The 20,671-nt window shown below is 54.1% G+C and carries 20 protein-coding genes; 11 read left to right on the top strand and 9 right to left on the bottom strand.

Annotated features, from left to right (window positions below; translation table 11 throughout):
- The first annotated feature begins 460 nt into the window (after positions 1-460).
- The gene (locus KXR87_RS11515) at positions 461-619 is read left to right on the top strand and encodes a hypothetical protein (protein ID WP_103161909.1); all 159 of its coding nucleotides are present in this window, start codon (positions 461-463) and stop codon (positions 617-619) included.
- On the opposite strand, the gene KXR87_RS11510 is transcribed toward KXR87_RS11515, so the two are convergent.
- Together KXR87_RS11510 and KXR87_RS11505 are read right to left on the bottom strand one after the other, a co-directional pair.
- A complete protein-coding gene (locus KXR87_RS11510; protein ID WP_172665411.1) occupies positions 616-1,230 on the bottom strand; it encodes a Fic/DOC family protein in 615 nt (204 codons plus the stop codon). The two genes, KXR87_RS11515 and KXR87_RS11510, sit on opposite strands and share 4 nt — an antisense overlap.
- Positions 1,231-1,234: 4 nt before the next feature.
- Positions 1,235-2,551 carry a tyrosine-type recombinase/integrase gene (locus tag KXR87_RS11505; RefSeq protein WP_167610287.1) on the bottom strand — a complete coding sequence of 439 codons (1,317 nt, stop codon included), beginning with the start codon at positions 2,549-2,551 and terminating at the stop codon, positions 1,235-1,237.
- Between the two features lie 1,556 nt (positions 2,552-4,107).
- Between KXR87_RS11505 and KXR87_RS11500 the strand changes: the two genes are divergently transcribed.
- The 7 genes from KXR87_RS11500 (at position 4,108) to crtB (ending at position 11,788) form a co-directional block, all read left to right on the top strand.
- A complete protein-coding gene (locus KXR87_RS11500) occupies positions 4,108-4,656 on the top strand; it encodes a YtfJ family protein (RefSeq protein ID WP_437432396.1) in 549 nt (182 codons plus the stop codon).
- Between the two features lie 259 nt (positions 4,657-4,915).
- Positions 4,916-5,821, top strand: coding sequence for a polyprenyl synthetase family protein (locus tag KXR87_RS11495; RefSeq protein ID WP_437432395.1), 906 nt, complete (start codon positions 4,916-4,918; stop codon positions 5,819-5,821).
- A gap of 45 nt (positions 5,822-5,866) precedes the next feature.
- Positions 5,867-6,910 (top strand): type 2 isopentenyl-diphosphate Delta-isomerase, encoded by a 1,044-nt coding sequence (gene fni, locus KXR87_RS11490; protein ID WP_437432394.1) that lies wholly within the window; start codon positions 5,867-5,869, stop codon positions 6,908-6,910.
- The gene (locus KXR87_RS11485) at positions 6,907-8,178 is read left to right on the top strand and encodes a glycosyltransferase (protein ID WP_437432393.1); all 1,272 of its coding nucleotides are present in this window, start codon (positions 6,907-6,909) and stop codon (positions 8,176-8,178) included. The genes fni and KXR87_RS11485 overlap by 4 nt, the downstream gene beginning before the upstream one ends.
- Positions 8,175-9,350: a lycopene beta-cyclase CrtY gene (crtY, locus tag KXR87_RS11480; RefSeq protein WP_437432392.1), complete on the top strand. Its 1,176-nt coding sequence runs from the start codon at positions 8,175-8,177 to the stop codon at positions 9,348-9,350. The genes KXR87_RS11485 and crtY overlap by 4 nt, the downstream gene beginning before the upstream one ends.
- On the top strand, positions 9,343-10,827 hold the full coding sequence (locus tag KXR87_RS11475) for a phytoene desaturase (RefSeq protein WP_437432391.1): 1,485 nt from the start codon (positions 9,343-9,345) through the stop codon (positions 10,825-10,827). The genes crtY and KXR87_RS11475 overlap by 8 nt, the downstream gene beginning before the upstream one ends.
- Positions 10,817-11,788: a 15-cis-phytoene synthase CrtB gene (crtB, locus tag KXR87_RS11470; protein ID WP_437432390.1), complete on the top strand. Its 972-nt coding sequence runs from the start codon at positions 10,817-10,819 to the stop codon at positions 11,786-11,788. Before KXR87_RS11475 ends, crtB begins: the two co-directional genes overlap by 11 nt.
- On the opposite strand, the gene KXR87_RS11465 is transcribed toward crtB, so the two are convergent.
- Both KXR87_RS11465 and KXR87_RS11460 read right to left on the bottom strand, forming a co-directional pair.
- A complete protein-coding gene (locus tag KXR87_RS11465) occupies positions 11,685-12,218 on the bottom strand; it encodes a beta-carotene hydroxylase (RefSeq protein ID WP_437432389.1) in 534 nt (177 codons plus the stop codon). The genes crtB and KXR87_RS11465 overlap by 104 nt on opposite strands.
- A gap of 336 nt (positions 12,219-12,554) precedes the next feature.
- Positions 12,555-12,716, bottom strand: a complete 162-nt coding sequence (locus tag KXR87_RS11460) for a hypothetical protein (protein WP_437432388.1) — start codon at positions 12,714-12,716, stop codon at positions 12,555-12,557.
- Positions 12,717-13,616: 900 nt separating this feature from the next.
- On the opposite strand from KXR87_RS11460, the gene KXR87_RS11455 reads away from it, so the two are divergent.
- Complete coding sequence (locus KXR87_RS11455; RefSeq protein ID WP_437432387.1) at positions 13,617-14,012, top strand: putative T6SS immunity periplasmic lipoprotein; 396 nt, start codon at positions 13,617-13,619, stop codon at positions 14,010-14,012.
- A 470-nt stretch (positions 14,013-14,482) separates the two neighbouring features.
- On the opposite strand, the gene KXR87_RS11450 is transcribed toward KXR87_RS11455, so the two are convergent.
- Positions 14,483-14,740, bottom strand: coding sequence for a hypothetical protein (locus KXR87_RS11450; protein ID WP_437432386.1), 258 nt, complete (start codon positions 14,738-14,740; stop codon positions 14,483-14,485).
- A gap of 559 nt (positions 14,741-15,299) precedes the next feature.
- Positions 15,300-15,623, bottom strand: coding sequence for a DUF1889 family protein (locus tag KXR87_RS11445; RefSeq protein ID WP_437432385.1), 324 nt, complete (start codon positions 15,621-15,623; stop codon positions 15,300-15,302).
- A 341-nt stretch (positions 15,624-15,964) separates the two neighbouring features.
- On the opposite strand from KXR87_RS11445, the gene KXR87_RS11440 reads away from it, so the two are divergent.
- Together KXR87_RS11440 and KXR87_RS11435 are read left to right on the top strand one after the other, a co-directional pair.
- Entirely contained in the window at positions 15,965-16,111 is a 147-nt protein-coding gene (locus KXR87_RS11440) for a hypothetical protein (protein WP_437432384.1), read from the top strand.
- The gene (locus tag KXR87_RS11435) at positions 16,111-16,701 is read left to right on the top strand and encodes a hypothetical protein (protein ID WP_437432383.1); all 591 of its coding nucleotides are present in this window, start codon (positions 16,111-16,113) and stop codon (positions 16,699-16,701) included. The genes KXR87_RS11440 and KXR87_RS11435 overlap by 1 nt, the downstream gene beginning before the upstream one ends.
- Positions 16,702-16,760: 59 nt before the next feature.
- Here KXR87_RS11435 and KXR87_RS11430 read toward each other — a convergent pair whose 3' ends face one another.
- From KXR87_RS11430 to KXR87_RS11420, 3 genes are all read right to left on the bottom strand, one after another.
- Positions 16,761-17,021 (bottom strand): SemiSWEET family transporter, encoded by a 261-nt coding sequence (locus tag KXR87_RS11430; RefSeq protein WP_437432382.1) that lies wholly within the window; start codon positions 17,019-17,021, stop codon positions 16,761-16,763.
- Between the two features lie 11 nt (positions 17,022-17,032).
- Positions 17,033-18,052 carry a LacI family DNA-binding transcriptional regulator gene (locus KXR87_RS11425; protein WP_437432381.1) on the bottom strand — a complete coding sequence of 340 codons (1,020 nt, stop codon included), beginning with the start codon at positions 18,050-18,052 and terminating at the stop codon, positions 17,033-17,035.
- A 151-nt stretch (positions 18,053-18,203) separates the two neighbouring features.
- Positions 18,204-20,090, bottom strand: coding sequence for a beta-glucoside-specific PTS transporter subunit IIABC (locus tag KXR87_RS11420; RefSeq protein ID WP_437432380.1), 1,887 nt, complete (start codon positions 20,088-20,090; stop codon positions 18,204-18,206).
- Between the last annotated feature and the right edge of the window lie 581 nt (positions 20,091-20,671).

The raw sequence follows: 20,671 nt of genomic DNA, 5'->3' as shown, positions 1-20,671 counted from the left end.
TTTCCCGTTCACATATGTCAGTGATTGAAAGGAAAATGCCAGTCTCGACTGCATTATTATTTTTGTTATCTAAAGTAAACAAACATCCCCCCACTAATTATATAATAAAGATAGCGCTTTTAACTATTACGTTTATCATACATGATTTCTATTAAGAGAAACATAAAAATACATCGTTTTTAGAATCAAAAAAAACAAATTCATTAATGTGAATTAAATCACAAACTGTATAAATTAATCTAAAAAAAATAGACGTGTATCATATGGTGACAATTCAAGAATCACGCAACAGTCAAAAAATTCAGATGACTAGAAAACTCTTTGCCTTCTGCAGCGAATGGAGAATAAAGAACCAGAATTTTGGGCAAGACAAGCATACGCCGCCCTTCTATCTATTAATGATAACCTTGCTAGCATTCTCCTTCCGAACTAGAATCAGTGCAGTAAAAAGGGATCTCACATGACAAAAAAAACATCACATACTCAGATCACCAGGACTCAAATCTACCGTGCCGTCGCCAGCTCAACCGCGATCGAAACTGGTGTCTCTGTGCAAAAAATTGAGCAGCAACTCAAACAAAATCAGGCACAGGCAAAAGCCGTTGGCCTCGCCCGTTAATCTGGCAAGATGTCGCTCACCAGTTGCATCATAGGGCTGTAGTTCCCTGAGACACCCGCCTGTATTGCCTTGAAGTAAAACGCCTTGTGCTCATCCCACAGGCTGTAATCAAGTAAGCCCTTCCCTGCCAGAACCGACAGCACATCGCAAAGTAGCCGCGACAGACGCCCGTTACCTTCTCTGAATGGGTGGATCAAAATAAACTCCACATGGCATTCAGCCAGATAACTTACCAGCTCCAGACGAGCCAGGGATTTGAGTTCACCAGACCGAGAAAGAAACTGCTTCTCGAAGCCATCAAGCAGCAGCGGAATCCTGTCGGCAGCCGCAAACTGAAAGCCATCCTTAGTTAGGTTGGCATTACGCAGCCTCCCCGCCCAGTCGTACACATTCCCCAGCCATTGGCGATGCCACCTGCTGATGTGCTCAAAAGCCAGCGCCTCAGGCGGCTGGCCCTCAATAAATAGCTGCTCATACAGCATCAGCAGCAAGCCAGACTCCAGCGCCTCCATTTCCTGTTCATCAATAAATCCCAGCTTATTAGCCAGCACTAAGTCTCCAGAGCCCGGCTGATAGCGTTCCTCTGCAGAATTAAGCTCATATTTTGACAAGCTTTTACCTCCGCCCAAACAAGTTCACAACGTTGTTTTCCTGCTGCCGTTGATAGTTATTAACTCGGTCTTCCCAGATCTCAAGCGCCCTGCGCTTTTCAGTCAGGTAATCATAACGGTCATAGTGTTTCGAGCTGACATCATTCAGAGCATGATTCTGAATACGGTCGCGGATCTCTTTGCTGATCCCCGCCTCCCCCATCAGAGTCTTACAGGTCCGACGTAAATCTCGCGCTGTGAAAACTTTAAACTCAGGATTAAAAGCCCGGAAATACATGATGGAACGCGCCAGACTATCAGTACGTACCGGTCGATCTCCATTGGTCGAGAGTGGGAAGATATAGGGACTGTTGCTTTCCTTAGTCAGTTCTTTCACTGAGGCTAATTCACTCAATGCCGATTCAGTCAGCGGGATCAGATGTTCACGTTTGTTTTTCGATACATCGGCAATGACTAGTAACGTCTTTTGCTGCCAGTCAATCGCGCTCCACTGGCTGGCAATCATTTCGAAAGGACGTTGCCCACCAGCATAAACGCAGAAGCGGATTAAATGCTGCATCAGCGGCCCAACGTTGGTTGCCTCTGCGAATTGCTCTATGACAACATGCAGCTCTTCCAACGTTAACCATGTATCACCCACTTTTTCCGCCGAAGACTGCTTCGGTATGGCCGATACCGGGTTAACTTCAAGGCCGAACGTAATACCCACGCTGGTATTCATCGGATCGTTATCAGCCTTCAGACCGTAGTTAAATGCCGCCATCAGGTAGGAACGAATTCGGTTCGCATGGACCACCGCATCACGCTGGATAATGCCTGAGAGAATGGTTTTGATCTGCAGAGACGTCACGTCCTTCGCTTTGGTATCACGAGGAATAACCGAGTAGCACTCTCTTTCCATGCGCTTCAATACATCAGCCCACGTCCGCTTATTGTCGAGCTTCATCTTGTTAACGTAGCCATGCACCAGTTCTTCAAATGATCCTTGAGAACGATGGATCTGCATGATGTGCTGTTCGGCCAGGCGCTGTTGCTCAAGCTCTTGCTGGGGCTCTTTTCCTTCAACAAGCCAGGCACCATACTTTTTCGCCAGCTCATTGGCCTTCACCAGTTTCATCTCAGGCCAGATGCCCAATTGGATGAACTTCTCTTTTTTCCCTTTATCAACGTAGTAACGGAAATAAAAAACCTTGCTGCCTGAAGGCTGAACCTTAACGCCAAGCCTGCCGGTACCACGTTGAGCACTGTTGCTCCACACGTAGTACGCCGTGCTTTTTGTCTTCAATCCACGTATAGCAGTCTCGGTAAGATTAGCGGCCATGAGTTTACCTTTATGAGAATAAGCGTTACCTGACCCGATGCCCATTTCGGGTCAGGTAATGGGTCAGGTAAGGATAGTACAATGGGGAAATGAGAGAACCAATCAGAAACAAAAATAACTTAATAACCAATTGATTATAGGCAATTAAAAACACAAACAGAGACAATGGCGAACAATTAAAAACATGCCAATTTTATGACTCATAATCGCTTGGTCGCTGGTTCAAGTCCAGCAGGGGCCACCAAATTCTAGCTTTGAAATCATATGATTAAGCCACTCCATAGAGTGGCTTTTTTGTTTCTACGTTCTTCAGTGTCGCAAAAATGTTTATGCGCAACGAGCTGATACCGCTGCAATCGAGGTTTCTGAAGCTCAACGCGTGGGCGGGTGAGAAGATCATAAGGTTTCAGAAATACAGCCTTGACCCCGAAAAAGAGTAGCCGCCGAAGGGCGGTTTGTTTATACCCAACGCCCGTATGCGGCGCTTTACCTTCTCGTCACCCCTTTATCCAACCCAGTAGCTCGGAGGGTGTCACAGCCTTGCTGACGCGCGAAAATTAAATAAATAACGCCCCCGGCGCGCAGTGCTTTCCCCGCCTCGCCTGCCCGCTTCACGGGTCGGTTTTGATGCAGCTGCATAAGAACTTCGGAACCCTGGAGCGGGTCATCATCAGATGGGGAAAGAAACGCATGCAAACTAATGCATCAGATGCATGCGCTCTAAATAAAAAGACATATAACTGTTTTTATACGGATTTATTGGCCGTTGGAACGGGATAAAACCCGGTAAATTTTTCCAACAAAAGCAACGGTGATAACAGCAAGAATAATGGAAGATAAGCCAAGAAAAACAAGCATAGAAAGAAAGGGGCTAAACGTTCCCCACAGGCTTGTAAAGTCGCTAATCCTGCCCAGCAAACCCGTCGGAATATACCTTATTGCGAACTCTGGAATAATTAGAAAGAAAATAATTGCAATAATAACATAAATCGCTGCTTTTTTCCCTTAATCATTCTTTTCTTGCCCACTTTGACGAGCATGACCAATTATTAAGCCACAATACTACAACAAGCCTAATTGAAATGGCAGAAAACTATCTTAAACTGAAAATGCAGGCTGATAAACGGATGGCTATTGCTATAACAAAAGCATTACGCGAGTAACATGCCAGCCATATGAAGATAATTAACACGCATCCCATTAAAGAAATATTTATTGTCTACTATTCAATAAACTCCATTAAAATCCCTTCTAAAATGGAACCATGCATTTACTGATTAAAATTTCACGCAAAATAATTTACCTATATTAATCACAGCCCCTTACGCTTTTGGAAGCGTAAGAAAAATAATTTTGAGCTATTATTTTATGGCCTGGACACCCTGGCAAATAAACCTAAGGCTAATACTCAGCAAAGCTACCTTAGGCAACGCCACCGCTTTTACAAACTGAGAATCCAGAAACCGTTTAACGTGAAACCATAATGCCCCGCTCGCCCCCCTTTCCAGATAATCTCCACTACACTTTCCCCAACTTTATCGCTCTGAGAATGCCCTATGCTGCGCCCGTTACTGTTTATCTCCGCCCTGCTGCCTTTTTTCGCCTGCGCCCATAATTTCAAAGAGGGCGAACGGGTAGCGCCGGTCGGCGTAGCGGAGCGTGGCGAACTGACGCTTAACCAGGGCGAGATCCGCTATCGCGACTGGAACAGCGCGCGGCTTACCGGCAAAGTCGGGCTGGTGCTGCATGTCGCGGGCAGGCTGTCGGCGAAAGATCTCAATAAAGGCACCAGCGACGCCATCGCCGCAGCCCGCCTGCCCGCCGATAAATTCCAGGCTACCACCATCATCAATACGGACGATGCTATTCCGGGCAGCGCCATGTTTGTACGCCGCAGTCTGGAAAGCACCAAAAAAGCATTCCCGGCCTCGGTGTTCGTACTCGATGATAACGGTGCCGCACAGCGCGCCTGGGGCCTGCAACCAGGCAGTTCCGCAGTAGTCGTACTGGATAAGGAAGGCCGCATTCGTTTTGCCAAAGATGGCGCGCTCACGCCGGACGAAGTGCGTCAGGTAATGAAATTACTGCGTTCACTACTGGCGTAAAACTTGTACAACATGTTAACTCTGTGTAAAGTTTTGTGACGTGCTGAGTTCGCCAAAGAAATTTTTCGCGATTACGCTACGCTTTTTAAGAGAGTCCCCGGAACGATGAACGTGAAGATAATCAGTTGTTCATACACCGAAAATTCCACATTCCGCCTGTTGCGACGATTGTTGCGCGCCTGATGACAGCACCCTCGCACAGTTGCGCTTTTAACGCCTTCCCGTTCACAGCACCCGAACATCATCAGAGGCCTAAACCATGAACGCTAACGCCGTGAAATCTTCAGGGCAGGAAAACGAATTGCAGGCGCTGCGCGACGCCCTGCAGGCTCGCCTTGATGAACTTTTACCGCCAGGCCAGGAGCGCGATCTGGTCTGTGCCGCGATGCGCGAAGGCGCGCTTACGCCCGGTAAACGGGTGCGTCCGCTGCTGCTTATTCTCGCCGCGCGCGATCTCGGCTGCGACGCCAGTCAGCCCGCGCTGATGGATCTCGCCTGCGCGGTGGAGATGGTACACGCCGCCTCGCTGATGCTCGATGATATCCCGTGCATGGATAACGCCCAGCTGCGCCGGGGCAAGCCTACTATCCATCGCCAGTATGGTGAAAGCGTCGCGATCCTCGCCGCCGTTGCGTTACTTAGCCGCGCCTTTGGCGTGGTGGCACAGGCAAGCCAGCTTTCCGATAGCTGCAAAACCGAGGCGGTCAGCGAGCTTTCCACGGCGGTGGGCCTCCAGGGGCTGGTGCAGGGACAGTTTCGTGACCTCAGTGAAGGCAACCAGACGCGTAGCCCAGAAGCGATTCTCGCGACCAATGATCTCAAGACCAGTGTGCTGTTTGACGCCACGCTGCAAATTGCCGCTATTGCTGCCGGCGCGTCCGCCTCGGTGCGCCAGAAACTGCGCCAGTTCTCACGCCATCTTGGCCAGGCGTTTCAGCTGCTTGACGATCTGGCAGACGGCCTGAGCAATACCGGTAAAGACATCAACAAAGACGCGGGCAAATCTACGCTTGTGGCAATGCTCGGCCCGGAGGCGGTACATCGGCACTTGCGCGATCATCTTCTGCGTGCCGACGAACATCTCGCCTGCGCCTGTTCGCGCGGCGCGTCTACCCGCCGTTTTATGTACGCCTGGTTTGATAAACAGCTGGCCATGTTTGGCTAAACGCGCGCCTCTTCGCGGCTGACAGCGACTGTAACTGGAGTAGGAATGAAGGACAAGGAACTGAGCCAACGCAAGAACGATCATCTGGATATCGTGCTGCATCCGGAGCGGGCTAAACAGACAATTCGCACCGGCTTTGAACACTGGCGCTTCGAGCACTGCGCGCTTCCGGAGCTTTCGCTTGACGCCATCGACCTCAATACCCGCCTTTTTGGCCGTCCGATGAAAGCGCCGATCCTGATAAGCTCAATGACCGGCGGCGCGCGGCGTGCGAGCGATATCAACCGGCATCTGGCGGAGGCAGCGCAAACGCTGGGCCTTGCGATGGGCGTTGGCTCGCAGCGTGTTGCGCTGGAAAGCGAGGACAACTGGGGGCTGACCGGTGAACTGCGTAAATACGCGCCGGATATCCCGCTGCTGGCGAACCTCGGTGCGGCGCAGATTAGCAGCGCGCAGGGGCTTGATTACGCAAAGCGCGCCGTCGGGATGGTGGACGCGGACGCACTCATTATTCATCTCAACCCGCTTCAGGAGGCGCTGCAAACCGGTGGAGATCGCGACTGGCGCGGTGTGCTGACGGCCATTGAACGCGTCGTCAGTGCGCTTTCCGTACCAGTAGTGGTGAAAGAGGTCGGAGCCGGGCTCTCCGTGTCGGTGGCGCACCAGCTTGCACAAGCGGGCGTCACCATGCTGGATGTCGCAGGCGCAGGCGGCACCAGTTGGGCCGCAGTAGAAGGCGAGCGCGCCGCAGACGTGCATGCGCACAACGTGGCGATGGCTTTCGCGGGCTGGGGTATTCCCACCGCACAGGCGCTGCGCCAGATACGCGAGGCGCTCCCCACTATGCCGCTTATTGCCTCTGGCGGTATTCGTGACGGCATTGACGTTGCCAAAGCCATCAGTATGGGCGCGGATCTGGTCGGCCAGGCGGCGGCGGTACTCGGCAGCGCGACGACCTCAACCAGTGCAGTCCTGGCGCATTTCGCGGTCGTAATTGAACAATTGCGGGTCGCTTGTTTCTGCACCGGCAGCGCCAGCCTTAGCGCACTGCGGGATGCCCGGCTGGTTCGTACCGGGGATGAGGTATGAGCCACTACGCCGTTATCACGCCACCGCTCTACAGCCACGTTCATGCCATGCAGGCACTCGCGCAGGCGCTTATCGCACGCGGGCACCGCATCACCTTTATTCAGCAGGCAGAGGCCCGCACGCTGCTTGACGATCCGCGCATCGGCTTTTATCCGGTGGGCGAAGCGAGCCACCCGCCCGGCAGCCTCGCCCGCACGTTACGCCTGACCGCACACCCCGGCGGCCCGGCCATCTTAAGCCTGATACAGGATCTGGCTCGCACTACCGATATGCTGTGCCGGGAACTGCCCGATGCGCTGTCGCGGCTTGGCGTGGACGGCCTGATTGTCGATCAAATGGAAGCCGCGGGCGGCCTCGTTGCTGATGCGCTCGGGCTGCCGTTTGTCTCCGTCGCCTGCGCCCTGCCGGTCAACCGCGAGCCAGGGCTGCCGCTACCGGTCATGCCGTTTCGCTACGCCCCCACGCCACGCGCACGCAAAATTTACCAGACCAGCCAGCAGATCCACGACTGGCTGATGGGCCGTCATGGCGCGGTGATAGCCCACCACGCGCAGCGCTTCGGGCTGCCGCCCCGCCACGGCCTGCACGATTGCCTCTCACCGCTCGCGCAAATCAGCCAGACGCTCAGCATGCTTGATTTCCCCCGCCGCGCACCGCCGGCGTGCTTTCACGCGGTCGGCCCGCTGCGACCACCCCAACCAGCCTCCGAACCGGCGTTACCGTCGTCGCGCCCGCGCATTTTTGCCTCGCTCGGTACATTGCAGGGTCATCGCTACGGACTGTTTCGCACTATCGCAAAAGCCTGCCGTGACGCCGATGTCGAACTACTGATTGCCCACTGTGGCGGGTTGAATGCCACGCAGGTTGCAAAACTGGAAACCTGCGGCTCCACGCGCGTGACCGGGTTTACTGACCAGACGTTGGCGCTCAGCCAGTCGCAGGCGGTTATCACGCATGGCGGGCTGAATACGGTGATGGACGCTGTCGCCAGCGCCACACCGCTGCTGGTCGTCCCGCTGGCGTTCGATCAGCCCGGCGTTGCGGCGCGGGTTGAACATTGCGGTATCGGCCGGCGCGTCTCACGCTTCACCGGACGCCGTGCGTTCACGCAAAAGCTTCAGGCGCTGCTGAGCGATGAGAGCTGTCGCTCGCGCCTTATTGCGATGCAGCGCGCACTCGCGCAGGCAGGTGGTGTTCAGCGCGCGGCGCATATCACCGAGCAGGCGCTCAGCGCGCGGCGGCCTGTTCTCCCGCAGGCGGTATCATGACAGCGCAATGGGATCTTATTCTTGCAGGCGGTGGCCTCGCGAACGGGCTTATCGCCCTGCGTCTGCACGCGCTCGCCCCTTCGCTGAAAGTACTGCTGCTGGAGGCAGGCGACCAGCCCGGCGGCAACCACACCTGGTCGTTTCATGGCGATGACATCACGCCCGCACAGCACGCCTGGCTTGCGCCATTGGTGGCGCACCGCTGGGACGGTTATGAGGTGCGTTTCCCGGCGCTGACGCGCACGCTTGATGGCGGCTATTACAGCGTGACGTCTGAGCGTTTTGCCGACGTCTTGACTCACACGCTCGGCGACAAGCTCTGGTGTAACGCGCCTGTCGCTGCCCTCACAACAGAGGCAGTGACGATGGCGGACGGGCGCACGTTGCATGCCCGCGCGGTGCTTGATGGCCGCGGCTGGCAGGCAAGCCCGCACCTGACGGTGGGCCAGCAGGCGTTTCTCGGCCAGCAGTGGAAACTCGCGGCGCCCCACGGCCTGACGCGTCCGATCCTGATGGACGCCACGGTGGCGCAGCAAGGCGGCTACCGGTTTGTCTATACGCTACCGCTCACGCCCGACACGCTGCTGATTGAAGACACGCACTATATCGACAGCGCGACGCTTGATCCGGCGCGGGCACGCGACAACATCGCCAGTTACGCCCGTACACACAACTGGACGCTTACAACGCTCGAGCGTGAAGAGCACGGCAATCTGCCGATTACGCTCACGGGCGCGCCGCAGGCGTTCTGGCGCGAGGCGCAGGGCATAGCGCGCAGCGGCCTGCGCGCCGGACTGTTTCACGCCACTACCGGTTATTCGCTGCCGCACGCGGCGGCGCTTGCTGACAGTATCGCCGCACAGCCGCCTGAAACCGCTCAGGCGTTATACGCGCTGACGGCGGGCTACGCGCAGCGCCAGTGGCGGCGTCAGCGCTTTTTCCGGCTGCTGAACCGCATGCTGTTTCTGGCGGGCAAACCAGACCGCCGCTGGCAGGTCATGCAGCGCTTTTATGGATTAAATGCGGGGCTTATCGCCCGGTTTTATGCCGGACGCCTGACCCCCTTAGATATGGTGCGACTGCTGACAGGCAAACCCCCGGTACCGGTGGGCGAAGCCTTGCAGGCCGTGCTTAAGCAAACACCCCGGCTGCGAGCTTTTCATCATGACTAAAACTGTTGTTATCGGGTCCGGCTTTGGTGGCCTGGCCCTGGCTATCCGCTTACAGGCGGCGGGCACACCTGTTTTGCTACTGGAGCAGCGTGATAAACCCGGCGGACGGGCCTATGTCTACGAAGATCAGGGTTTCACCTTCGACGCCGGTCCCACCGTCATTACCGACCCTTCGGCTATCGAGGAGTTGTTTACGCTTGCCGGGAAAAATATTGCCGATTACGTCGAGCTGTTGCCCGTAGCGCCCTTCTACCGCCTCTGCTGGGAGAACGGCCAGGTCTTTAATTACGATAACGATCAGGCAAGCCTTGAGGCGCAAATTGCGCGTTTTAACCCGCGCGACGTCGAAGGTTATCGCAAGTTCCTCGCCTATTCGCAGGCGGTATTTAAAGAAGGCTATCTGAAGCTTGGCGCGGTGCCGTTTTTATCATTTCGCGATATGTTGCGCGCCGGGCCACAACTGGCGCGCCTGCAGGCCTGGCGCAGCGTTTACGGCATGGTGTCGAAATACATTGAAAACGAGCATCTGCGCCAGGCCTTCTCGTTTCACTCGTTGCTGGTAGGCGGCAACCCGTTTGCGACCTCGTCCATCTATACGCTTATTCATGCGCTGGAGCGCCAGTGGGGCGTCTGGTTCGCCCGCGGCGGCACCGGCGCGCTGGTCAACGGGCTGACGAAACTCTTTACCGATCTGGGCGGCGAAATCGAACTCAACGCGAAGGTCACACGCCTCGATACCCGGGGCGATAAGATTTGCGGCGTCACGCTTGCGGATGGACGCCACATCCCGGCTCGCGCCGTGGCATCGAACGCCGATGTGGTGCACACCTACAACAATCTGCTCGGCCATCATCCACGCGGCGTGGCCCAGGCAGCGTCGCTGCGCCGTAAGCGTATGAGCAACTCCCTGTTCGTACTCTATTTTGGCCTCAATCATCACCACAGCCAGCTTGCGCACCACACGGTCTGCTTCGGGCCGCGCTACAAAGAGCTGATTGAGGATATTTTCAAGCGCGACTCGCTGGCGGAGGATTTCTCGCTCTACCTGCACGCGCCTTGCGTGACCGACCCGTCACTCGCGCCGCCGGGCTGCGGCAGCTATTACGTGCTGGCTCCGGTGCCGCATCTTGGCACCGCAAATCTGAACTGGGATGTCGAAGGCCCGCGCCTGCGCGATCGCATTTTCGATTATCTGGAGCAGCACTATATGCCGGGCCTGCGCGAGCAACTGGTAACGCACCGCATGTTTACGCCGTTCGATTTCCGCGACCAGCTCGGCGCGTATCAGGGCTCGGCGTTTTCGGTGGAACCCATCCTCACGCAAAGCGCCTGGTTCCGCCCGCATAACCGCGACAGCCGTATCGACAACCTCTATCTGGTCGGTGCCGGTACACACCCAGGCGCGGGCATTCCCGGTGTTATCGGCTCAGCAAAAGCCACCGCCGGGCTGATGCTGGAGGAGACACATGCCCGATAAACCGCTGCTGACACACGCCACCGAAACCATTGAAGCCGGTTCGAAAAGCTTCGCCACCGCCTCGAAACTCTTTGATGCGCAGACGCGACGCAGCGCACTAATGCTCTATGCGTGGTGTCGCCACTGCGACGACGTGACCGACGGTCAGGTGCTCGGGTTTCGCGCGCCGTCAGCCGCCACCGAGACGCCGCAGGCGCGCATCACCATGCTGCGTGAGTTAACGCTTGAGGCCTACGCGGGCAAACCGATGACAGAGCCAAACTTTGCCGCGTTTCAGGAGGTCGCCTTACAGCATCAGATCCCGCCTGCGCTGGCGCTCGATCATCTGGAAGGCTTCGCGATGGACGTGCGCGACGAACGCTACCGCACCTTTGATGACACCCTACGTTACTGTTATCACGTAGCTGGCGTGGTGGGCCTGATGATGGCGCGCGTTATGGGCGTGCGCGATGAGGCGGTACTGGATCGCGCCTGCGATCTGGGGCTCGCGTTTCAGCTTACTAATATTGCGCGGGATATTGTCGAGGATGCTGCCATCGGCCGCTGTTATCTGCCGGACGAGTGGTTGCTTCAGGAAGGGCTGCGCCGCGAGACGCTGGCGGCACATGAGCATCGTCCGCAGATTGCGCGCCTTGCCGCCCGCCTCGTGAATGAAGCGGAGCCGTATTACGCCTCGGCACGCGCCGGGCTGGCGGGGCTGCCGCTGCGCTGCGCCTGGGCTATCGCCACCGCCCACGGCGTATACCGGGAGATTGGGGTAAAAGTAAAACGCGCGGGCGTCAACGCGTGGGATTCGCGTCAGGGCACCAGCAGAGCCGAAAAGCTGGCCCTGCTGGGCAAAGGTGCCGCGATGGCGCTTAGCTCTCGCGGCGCGACCTCGACGCCTCGTCCGTTGACGCTCTGGCAGCGCCCTCACGCGCAGGACGACCGTTACGCTCACGCAACACCGCCTGCAGCTTAGCGACCGGCGGCGCATAGAGAAAACCAAACGAGACGCAGCCTTCGCGCCCGCGCACCGCGTGATGCAGTCGGTGCGCGATGTAGAGCCGCTTCAGGTAACCCCGACGCGGCACATAACGAAACGGCCAGCGCTGGTGGACCAGGCCGTCATGCGCAATAAAGTAGAGCGCGCCGTAGAGCGTCATTCCGGCGCCTATCCATTGCAGCGGCCAGTGGCCGCCCGTACCGAGTGCGATAAGCAAAATCGCCACGCCAGCAAACACCACAGCGTAGAGATCGTTAACTTCAAACCAGCCTTTGCGCGGCGTGTGGTGGGAAAGATGCCAGCCCCATCCCCAACCGTGCATGACATATTTATGCGTCAGTGTCGCCAGTATCTCCATCAGGGCGACCGTCAGTAACACAATCGCCACGTTATACAACACCGTCATAATTTCTCCTGGGCCCGATGGAAAGAAACGTCCTGTTGCCGGGAAACGTAAGCGCAATGCGCGCTGCAACCCAGAGAGTATAGCAACCCAGTCGCAAATACCTGATGCATTCACGAGGCGCGTAAGGATAAAAAAACCCGGCGAACCGGGGTAAAGGAGTGAAGGGCTAACGCTTAAATATGTTCCCATTCGCCCTGCGCGCCCGCGACGGCACGTTGTTTCGGCGCAGGTGCGGCAATCATTACCGATTCCGGGCTTGCCACCATCGGTCAGGTGGCGACAGGTGTTGGGGTATAGGTCGCGCCATTGCTGACATGAAACACGCCGACCCGCTGTTCAAGTTCTCGCGTCTGAGCTTCGGGTGACGAGGCGGCTGCCAATCAGCATGGCGTTCTGCTGCGTGGTAGTGTTCGTCTCAGGCATCGTCTGGCCAATCCGAACGATGCCGTGACGCTGCTGGGTACAGTCCCGGGCGATCTCATCCATGCTCTGACGCACACGAGCCCGCTCCACGCTGAGGGCTATTGTTTCACATGCGGTACGCCATGCATGTTGTCTTCCATACGCGTATAGCGGTCTCGATAAGATTAGCGGCCATGAAGTGACCTTTCTGAGGATAAATGTTACCTGACCTGATACCCAGTTCGGGTCAGGTAAGGGGTGAGGTAACGATAGTACAGTGAGGATATGAGTGAGCCATTCACAAAGAAAATCACATCGTAACTAATTAACTATAGAAAATTAAAAATACAATAAGCGTTATTAGCGAACGAATAGAGACATGCCGATTTCATGGCTCATGAGCGCCTGGCCACAGGCTCAAGCCCAGAGGTGTCCACAAAATTCTCGCTTTAAAATCATTATCAGGCTCACCTCCTACGGACAGAATAAGTATCTGCTCATTGATAGTGGGCATTCATAATATTTCGGATGCGCGTACTATCGTCGGTGATACTTTCAATTACCTGCATATCAGGTTGTATAAAGTAGCGACCTGCCTTTCAACCGTCAGGATTAGCACCAGCCGTTACGCCAACCGGCAAAATGTGCTGGCCTGAACCTTCCAAAAAAAGACTCCTCTTCTGAGAGTTCATTAAATAACAACCGACATATGCATGAGGTTATGCACATCTGGCGACATATCACGAATATGCGTACAGAAGGGCTTATCAGTAAATATATGAACTATAATTATTACTCCTGAATATAAATTGTTGATTTACGAATGGAGCAAAATAAAAATATTGTTGTCAATTACTAAAATCATACCTTGGAAGATTGTAATCCATGCATAGAAAAAATTTCCAACGCAATACCTGGCCCTGATTAATTTGCAAAATATCGAAATTCGATGCAATATCTCCTTGCCCCACTGCGCCACAAAAGGAGCTTATTGAAATGAAATTGAAAATCCTTTCCCTCTCCCCTCTGTTTCTGGCGGCCTGTAGCATGGAACATAATGCTTACCGGGTCGCTGATATAACCCTTAAAAACAATCAACCATGTATTTCAGTCAATAATGACTCCACCATTAAAAACGGTCATGCAAAATTGCTTACATTGTCATTGTCAGTCCGTGACGTTAAGGGTCATTTGCGGGAAGTATGGAAACAGGACAATTTCGACAGTCCTTCGTACACGATACATGCAGGACAGTGCATTCCTGTTAATTATCATTTTAGTCGCGATAAGGAATACAGCGTTACTGTTATTACTGCACAACCAGAGGATAAAGTTGCAACCAAAAGACTCTGGTCTGGTAGTTTTACTCTCAATGAACTTGCGACTAAATAACTCCGATATGTAGCGTCAGATACTAAAGCTTATAAATTACAACACCACCGGTCTGCCCACGACATCCTTCGGCATTGAGTGAGGTTCTGGCCATAGTGACTGTATATATCATATTGCGGACGGTGCAGGCTGATTCGTTAGCGCAAAAATTCATACGCCAGCGAATGTCGATAGGTCACGCTGCCCGGGTAATGACGATATGATATGCGCTGTATGCAGCCAGCCCATTTAAAGAGTCACAGGCTAAAACCCAGCAGAGGCCGCTACCATCCGTCAAATCCTGCTTCTTACAACGCTATTAATAAGCCCCTTTTCCTTTTCAGCATTCTTAGACGTCACTAGCCTCATAAAAATCTCGTATTATCAAATGATTAATCCACTCCAGGAACTTCATCTTTCTTGCAACGATTTAGCGCGCCATCGCTGCGTCAGGCTTTTGCATGAAGCGATTATTTCGCATCCTATCGTCTTTATATATCCTTAACACGCCTTAAGCCTTGGTAAATTTTACGCACAATATATATGCTACCCATTGCGGCCAGAATGGACGCCACCCCAAGAAAAATCAGCACAGAAAGAAGATGGCTAAAAAGCCCCCCGAAGCTCGTGTAATCACTCAGTCGCGCAAACTGGTCAGGCGTCAGTACACGAATTACTATTTCAGGAATTATTAGAAAAAAAATAATCACCACCAAAACATAAATTACTCTTCTGCCTGTTTTTTTCATTATCTTCCTTGCCTCTCTGACACTTGTGGCCAATTATTGACAGCTAAGATTATAACAAACCCTATGGAAATGGCAGAACATTTAAGCAGAAAGCGAGAGCAGAAAGAAAGCTGGAAAAATTATATTTCAGGCCCCAGTATATTACCTTATACTGTTTTGTGAAAAATCAGGCATGTTATGTCTCTTTATCGAACCTCATCTATCTCACGTGAGTTATGACGTTCAGGGGTGAGCAAACAGTCTATACATTACGGATAACGCTTTATATGAGGTATTAAAAAGATGAAAAAGATTTTATTGTTTATATGGGGGACGCACTCTCATTTAGTCCCTCTCGCACTTATTCTGGCGGGGGCTTTTCTATTTATCCGATTCATTCCGGACTATTCAGGTATGCTGACTTTCGTATGGTTTATTATCGTTTCTTATTTTTATATTAAATATAATCGCTGGTACTGACTGTCCCGGGTCAGGGCTATTTTTTATTTAGAGTTCTTAAAGCCAACTCAATAATAACTATGAACAGGACGCCTCCAGCCTGTGAAAGCGCCCTTCAGACTCAGTTTGCCGGATCGAACTCAATGTTCACCAGTGCGCGCAGTTCTTCTTTCATATACGTCGTAAAATATTCAGGATTTTTAATCACCACCCGGTCTGCGGATTCGATTTTATCTGCCCACCCCGCCACTTTTTTGGTGAATTCGGGGTTCCAGCCTTCCTGTTCTCCTCGCGCAAAAATCTCCTCTGAGTGAGCAGGAACACCAAGGTCCTTCAGGTATTTAAACATCCCCTTCGCTGTACTCTCATCCATGGAATGCGGCGTTGACGCTGACGTGTTCATACCGCCAATGAAGTCCAGTGCTTTATCAATTACTGTTGGCATATTCGTATCCTTAAATTAACCATCTAATAATCACCTCTTCACTATGGCCTGGAATGGCGAGGAGTCTGCAACTGATGGTTAAATCTGTTACCTGGAGCCAGAATCAGCGTCGCATGTGGCGGTTTTCTGTCCGATGGTGGTGCCCTTTTTTCTTCACCTGCCTGAGCCGCAACCCGCTGACATTCCCACTGGAACAACAGGTTCATTTGAAGGATTCTACAATGTACAAAGCCGCCAGCGGGTAACAGCCATTACTCTTCCCGGCCATGTTAATGGCAGAACAAACCGGTCTCGCTGGTTGAATACATTGCTATGACTTACTGTCTTATAAGGAATGACAAATGATGCTGCCCGGACGCAATCCTGAAGCCAATATGCCCGGCGACGACGTTGCTCGCTGTAATGACAAAGGTGCGACAGATTTCAGTTTCGATGCACCTGGTACTTCGATAGCCATCAGGTGTGATTTTGCGCTGGCGGTGCAGTAATGGGGTTTGCGACATTTATTTCCGGCAGGTTTTTTTGTGACCTGCTGGCCCACGGTCACGAGATGGAAGAGGTCATTGCCCGCGGTGATAACAGCCTGTTGCAGCACTCAACGCCGGGGCTGGAGCGCTGGTTTGATAAACCTCCCGCAGAACTTCCCCGGCAGAACGGGTTTCCGCTGGCGTTCGCGCTGCTGTTTTTGCTGGTCGCTTTCGCCGGTACTTTACTGACGCTGATGGCGTTACTGCCCAAACAGTCGCCGTCCGTGAGGGCATTTTGCTTCTTCGTGCCTGCGGTCCTGTTTATTTTCAGCAATCTGACCGCCACCTTGCTTATCGCGCGTGGCAGAACATCCGGGCTGGCGTGGTATGGCATGGTGCACCGCACACTTAGCGTGTTGAGCGCGGCGCTGCTGCTGGTCACTCTGCTGAACGGGCAGACACACCATGCGGTCATCATGCTGGCGTCGCTGATTGCTCTGCTGGCCTGCCGCACTCTGTTTAACGGACGAGGGTTTATTCTCTTCGTGCTCTATAGCCGCACGCAGCGCATCGCCACTCTCTCTCGTGAGATGCGCGTAAAAAATCAGTAGATGCAAAACAAAAGCCGCCAGCGGGTCACGCATGGCGGCATTGTTACTGGTTCAGGCTGTTACAACCCGGTGCTGAACGTAATCAAACCAAGCACTATACCCGGCGAGTTGGCTATCACAATCGGCCAGTTTTTCCTCTCACTCAGTAAACCATACGTCACCCACAGCACGCAGTTAACGGCGGCGGCCAGGGGCTGTAGCGGGTTGGTTTTCAGGCCGTTTAAATTATCCAGAATCAGTGGAATGTAGGAAATATACATAAAACAACACGCAATCGTGGCTATCCAGCCCACGACAAAATGCGCTCTTGAGTACAGCATCACGCTTCGCCTTATGACGTGCTTTCGTTAACTCCGTCAACGCGCCGGGCCACGGAATCCCGGTGCACCAGCGTTCCCAGATGCGTAGCGACACGCGCTTCATCCGGGTTCAACAATATTTCGACCGCGTCACGGATCATGTCGTCCATCGGGACGTGCATTGTTGTCAACGAAGGGGTGAAGTACTTACCAATCACGGAATCATCGAATCCGGCCAGGGAGATATCGCCCGGCAGGTTTTTGCCTGCTTCCTGGAAAGCTTTAGCGAGTCCAATGGCCATGTCATCGTTGGCCGCCAGTACGCAGGTGAAAGGGATGTTTTGTGCGAGCAACTGACGACCGGCTTCATAACCGCTCTCGGTACTCCAGGCACCGCGAACCACCAGCTTCGGATCGGGGCTGATGCCCGCTTTGCGCAGGGCATCGCGGTAGCCGCGCAAACGCCGCTCACCGGTTGGCGAGCCACAAATGCCTGCCACAAAAGCAATCCGGGTATGACCCTGGGCCAGCAGGTGCGTCACCATCTCTTCACTACTGCGCCGGTGATCAATGAAAACACACTGATGCCGGTTCCTGATAAGTTCCCTGTTAATAACAACGATAGGGGTCTGGCTGCCGTCAATGATGTCATCCAGCTCACTGACCGTCAGGTATTTGGGGTAGATCATGATGGCTTCGCAGCGAAGCTCGAGGAGTAAATCAATCGCGTTGCGCTCATCCTGGGCGCTGTGTTTACCGTCCGCGAGCACGAGTTGCCGGCTGTGGCTCTCACTGCATGTCGCGGCATGGTAAATCATGCTGGAAAAGAACGGACCATTGTAGAGTCCGTTGGTGATGACCAGCCCGACTGAATTGGTTTTACTGTTGGCAAGGTTACGCGCCAGCAGATTTGGCCGATATCCGGTATCAGCAACGGCCTGCATAATTCTGGCCTTTACCTCTTCCCGCACGAACACCTTACCATTCAGCGCGCGCGATACTGTCGCCTTCGACACGCCCGCCAGTCTGGCGACATCCAGTATCGTTACCATATTCAGACCTCAATCAAAGGGTGGCTCACAACACAGCATGCCTGCCCACCGGCAGACCTGATGCGTAAATACACGGCGAAAGATTTTCTCGTGAAGCCCGCCACTTCCAGCGGCGAGACTTCATGACACCATGACGTGTGCCCGTGTCTCTTTATGCCAGAGACATCAATGGCGACCCCATACCGATTGCGCCCTGAAGCTGATGCTTCGTCAGCGTAAAGTCTTCACTGTTCACCACCAGAACCGGGGTGGTCAGGTCGTACCCTTCGCGCTCAATACTGGCTTTATCGAATTCAAGAAGCGGCGTGCCTGCTTTAACCACATCCCCTTCTTTCACCAGTGGACGGAAATGCTGTCCCTGCAAGTTGACGGTATTTAACCCGACATGGATCAATAACTCAGCGCCATTATCGCACAATAACCCAATGGCATGATGTGAATCGATAAGCGTTGCGACCGTGGCGTCACAGGGTGCCACTACCCGCCCTTCCAGGGGCTTGATGGCGATACCATCACCCAGCGCTTTCCCGGCAAAAGCCTCATCCGCAACGCTCTCCAGCGCAATCACTTCCCCTTTCAGCGGGCTGAGCATCTCAACGGCGCTCACCGCTGCTGCATTCGGCGTTGCCTGCGCTTTTACCGGCTCAGTCGGTTTGGTTTCCTCTTCGTTTGCCGGATCTTCAAAGCCCACAAACTGCACCATCACGATGGTCAGCACGATCGCCGTACCAGCGCCCACCAGCTCACCAATAAAGGACATCGGCGCATCCGGGCTAATTGCATTGACCAGCGTGAACAGGCCCGGCAGCGCGGCATAAGCATAGTAGAGGCTACCGAACAGGCTCGCCACCACCGCACCGATAGCGCCACCAATACAGCCACAGATAAATGGCTTTTTAAAACGCAGGGTCACGCCGTAAATCGCCGGTTCGGTGATACCAAAAATCGCCGTAATACCGGCAGACATGGAGGTCGCTTTCAGTTGGGTATTCCGGGTTTTCAGGAAGACACCAAATACCGCCGCCATCTGGCCGATAACCGCAATGGTCTGGTAGGCCTGGAAGGAGTCGTAACCCTGGGTATCAAAGTTCGCCATGATCACCGGGGTAATGCCCCAGTGCACACCAAAGATGACGATTATTTGCCACACACCACCGATAACCGCAGCCGCCACCGCAGGCGCGGCCTGGAACAGCGCGTTATAGCCGTTAGCAACGCCCATTGCCGCCCAGGTGGTGATAGGACCAATGACGATGAGGGTCAGCGGCACAATCACTACGAAGCAGACCAGGGGTGTAAAGAGCGGGCTCACCACTTCCGGCATCAACTTTTCGACCCGACGCTCAAACCAGGAGAGTGCCCATACCAGGAACAGTGGCGGTAAAACGGACGAGGTGTAGACCGTTTTCGACAGCGGGAAGAAGAGGAAATTGATGCTTTCGCCGCCTGCAATACGCCCTGCCAGCGCCGCCCAGTCCGGGCTAATCAACGCACAGCAGCAGAGTACGGCAATAAACGGATTGCACTTGAAGTGACGTGCCGCCGTGATGGCAATAAACACCGGCAGGAAGGCGAATGGCGTCCAGGACATAAAGTTCAGCACTGCGAAGGTGCCGGTGGTTTTGATGTCGGCATCAATCAGGCCGAGGACAATCAGCAGCCCCTGCAAAATCCCCGCAGCCGCCAGAATGTAAACAATCGGCGCAAAGACGGCAGACATGGTGGCGATCACCGCATCCAGCCAGCGCGTTTTTTTCTGCGCGACCGATGCGGAGCCGGTCTCTTTAACTAATCCTGACATGGCGTTAAACACATCAGCCACATGCGTTCCGATCACAACCTGAAATTGTCCACCGCTTTCCACCACCGCAATCACCCCTGGCAAACTCTGCACCTGACGTTTTGCATCAGTGGGCGTGTCATTCAGTACCAAACGTAAGCGGGTGGCGCAGCGAGAAAAGCTATTGATGTTTTCTTCGCCCCCAACCTCCCGCAGGATGTCGCTAGCTAACTTGTTGTAATCCCGGATAACAGCCATGTTTTATCTACCTTTTTTTATCGGAAGTGCGTCATGTAACTGAGTGAAACCGGTTTCATGCTAACCTGGTCAATTGTCCATGCAACCGGTTTCATGGAAATATGAGAGGTAAATCACTTCACGTGGTGAATATGTTATGAGCAAAAAAGGGAGAGTGTGAGCGAGTACGGACGCTCCCCTCGCCCCTACGGGCAGAGGGTCAGGGTGAGGGGGAATTGTATGTGGGCACGAACCATTCCCTCGCCCCTTCGGGGAGAGGGTCAGGGTGAGGGGAATTGTACGCGGGCACGGACGGTCCCCTCGCCCCTTCGGGGAGAGGGTCAGGGTGAGGGGGAATTGTATGTGGGCACGGACGGTCCCCTCGCCCCTCTGGGGAGAGGGTCAGGGTGAGGGGGAATTGTATGTGGGCACGGACGGTCCCCTCGCCCCTCTGGGGAGAGGGTCAGGGTGAGGGGAGAATTCCGCACGGATGCGAAAGGGATTATTCAGGTTACATGGACTCGTCCCATGCAGGCTACGTGGAATGGTTCCGTTCACCCTGAGTGCATTCTCCCTCTGAAGCCACCGCACCCGTGAACGTG

This window comes from Yokenella regensburgei (genome assembly GCF_051486985.1).
Classification (GTDB): domain Bacteria; phylum Pseudomonadota; class Gammaproteobacteria; order Enterobacterales; family Enterobacteriaceae; genus CBFFRJ01.
This window is presented reverse-complemented; position numbering and strand designations above follow the sequence as displayed.

Excerpts from the sequence above, each read along its gene's own strand:
- crtB (WP_437432390.1), top strand. The coding sequence starts at position 10,817 with ATGCCCGATAAACCGCTGCTGACACACGCCACCGAAACCATTGAAGCC.
- KXR87_RS11505 (WP_167610287.1), bottom strand. The coding sequence starts at position 2,551 with ATGGCCGCTAATCTTACCGAGACTGCTATACGTGGATTGAAGACAAAA.
- KXR87_RS11485 (WP_437432393.1), top strand. The coding sequence starts at position 6,907 with ATGAGCCACTACGCCGTTATCACGCCACCGCTCTACAGCCACGTTCAT.
- KXR87_RS11430 (WP_437432382.1), bottom strand. The coding sequence starts at position 17,021 with ATGCTGTACTCAAGAGCGCATTTTGTCGTGGGCTGGATAGCCACGATT.
- KXR87_RS11445 (WP_437432385.1), bottom strand. The coding sequence starts at position 15,623 with ATGCCAACAGTAATTGATAAAGCACTGGACTTCATTGGCGGTATGAAC.
- KXR87_RS11435 (WP_437432383.1), top strand. The coding sequence starts at position 16,111 with ATGGGGTTTGCGACATTTATTTCCGGCAGGTTTTTTTGTGACCTGCTG.
- KXR87_RS11455 (WP_437432387.1), top strand. The coding sequence starts at position 13,617 with ATGAAATTGAAAATCCTTTCCCTCTCCCCTCTGTTTCTGGCGGCCTGT.
- KXR87_RS11450 (WP_437432386.1), bottom strand. The coding sequence starts at position 14,740 with ATGAAAAAAACAGGCAGAAGAGTAATTTATGTTTTGGTGGTGATTATT.
- KXR87_RS11425 (WP_437432381.1), bottom strand. The coding sequence starts at position 18,052 with ATGGTAACGATACTGGATGTCGCCAGACTGGCGGGCGTGTCGAAGGCG.
- KXR87_RS11440 (WP_437432384.1), top strand. The coding sequence starts at position 15,965 with ATGATGCTGCCCGGACGCAATCCTGAAGCCAATATGCCCGGCGACGAC.
- KXR87_RS11515 (WP_103161909.1), top strand. The coding sequence starts at position 461 with ATGACAAAAAAAACATCACATACTCAGATCACCAGGACTCAAATCTAC.
- KXR87_RS11465 (WP_437432389.1), bottom strand. The coding sequence starts at position 12,218 with ATGACGGTGTTGTATAACGTGGCGATTGTGTTACTGACGGTCGCCCTG.
- fni (WP_437432394.1), top strand. The coding sequence starts at position 5,867 with ATGAAGGACAAGGAACTGAGCCAACGCAAGAACGATCATCTGGATATC.
- KXR87_RS11500 (WP_437432396.1), top strand. The coding sequence starts at position 4,108 with ATGCTGCGCCCGTTACTGTTTATCTCCGCCCTGCTGCCTTTTTTCGCC.
- KXR87_RS11475 (WP_437432391.1), top strand. The coding sequence starts at position 9,343 with ATGACTAAAACTGTTGTTATCGGGTCCGGCTTTGGTGGCCTGGCCCTG.
- KXR87_RS11495 (WP_437432395.1), top strand. The coding sequence starts at position 4,916 with ATGAACGCTAACGCCGTGAAATCTTCAGGGCAGGAAAACGAATTGCAG.
- crtY (WP_437432392.1), top strand. The coding sequence starts at position 8,175 with ATGACAGCGCAATGGGATCTTATTCTTGCAGGCGGTGGCCTCGCGAAC.
- KXR87_RS11420 (WP_437432380.1), bottom strand. The coding sequence starts at position 20,090 with ATGGCTGTTATCCGGGATTACAACAAGTTAGCTAGCGACATCCTGCGG.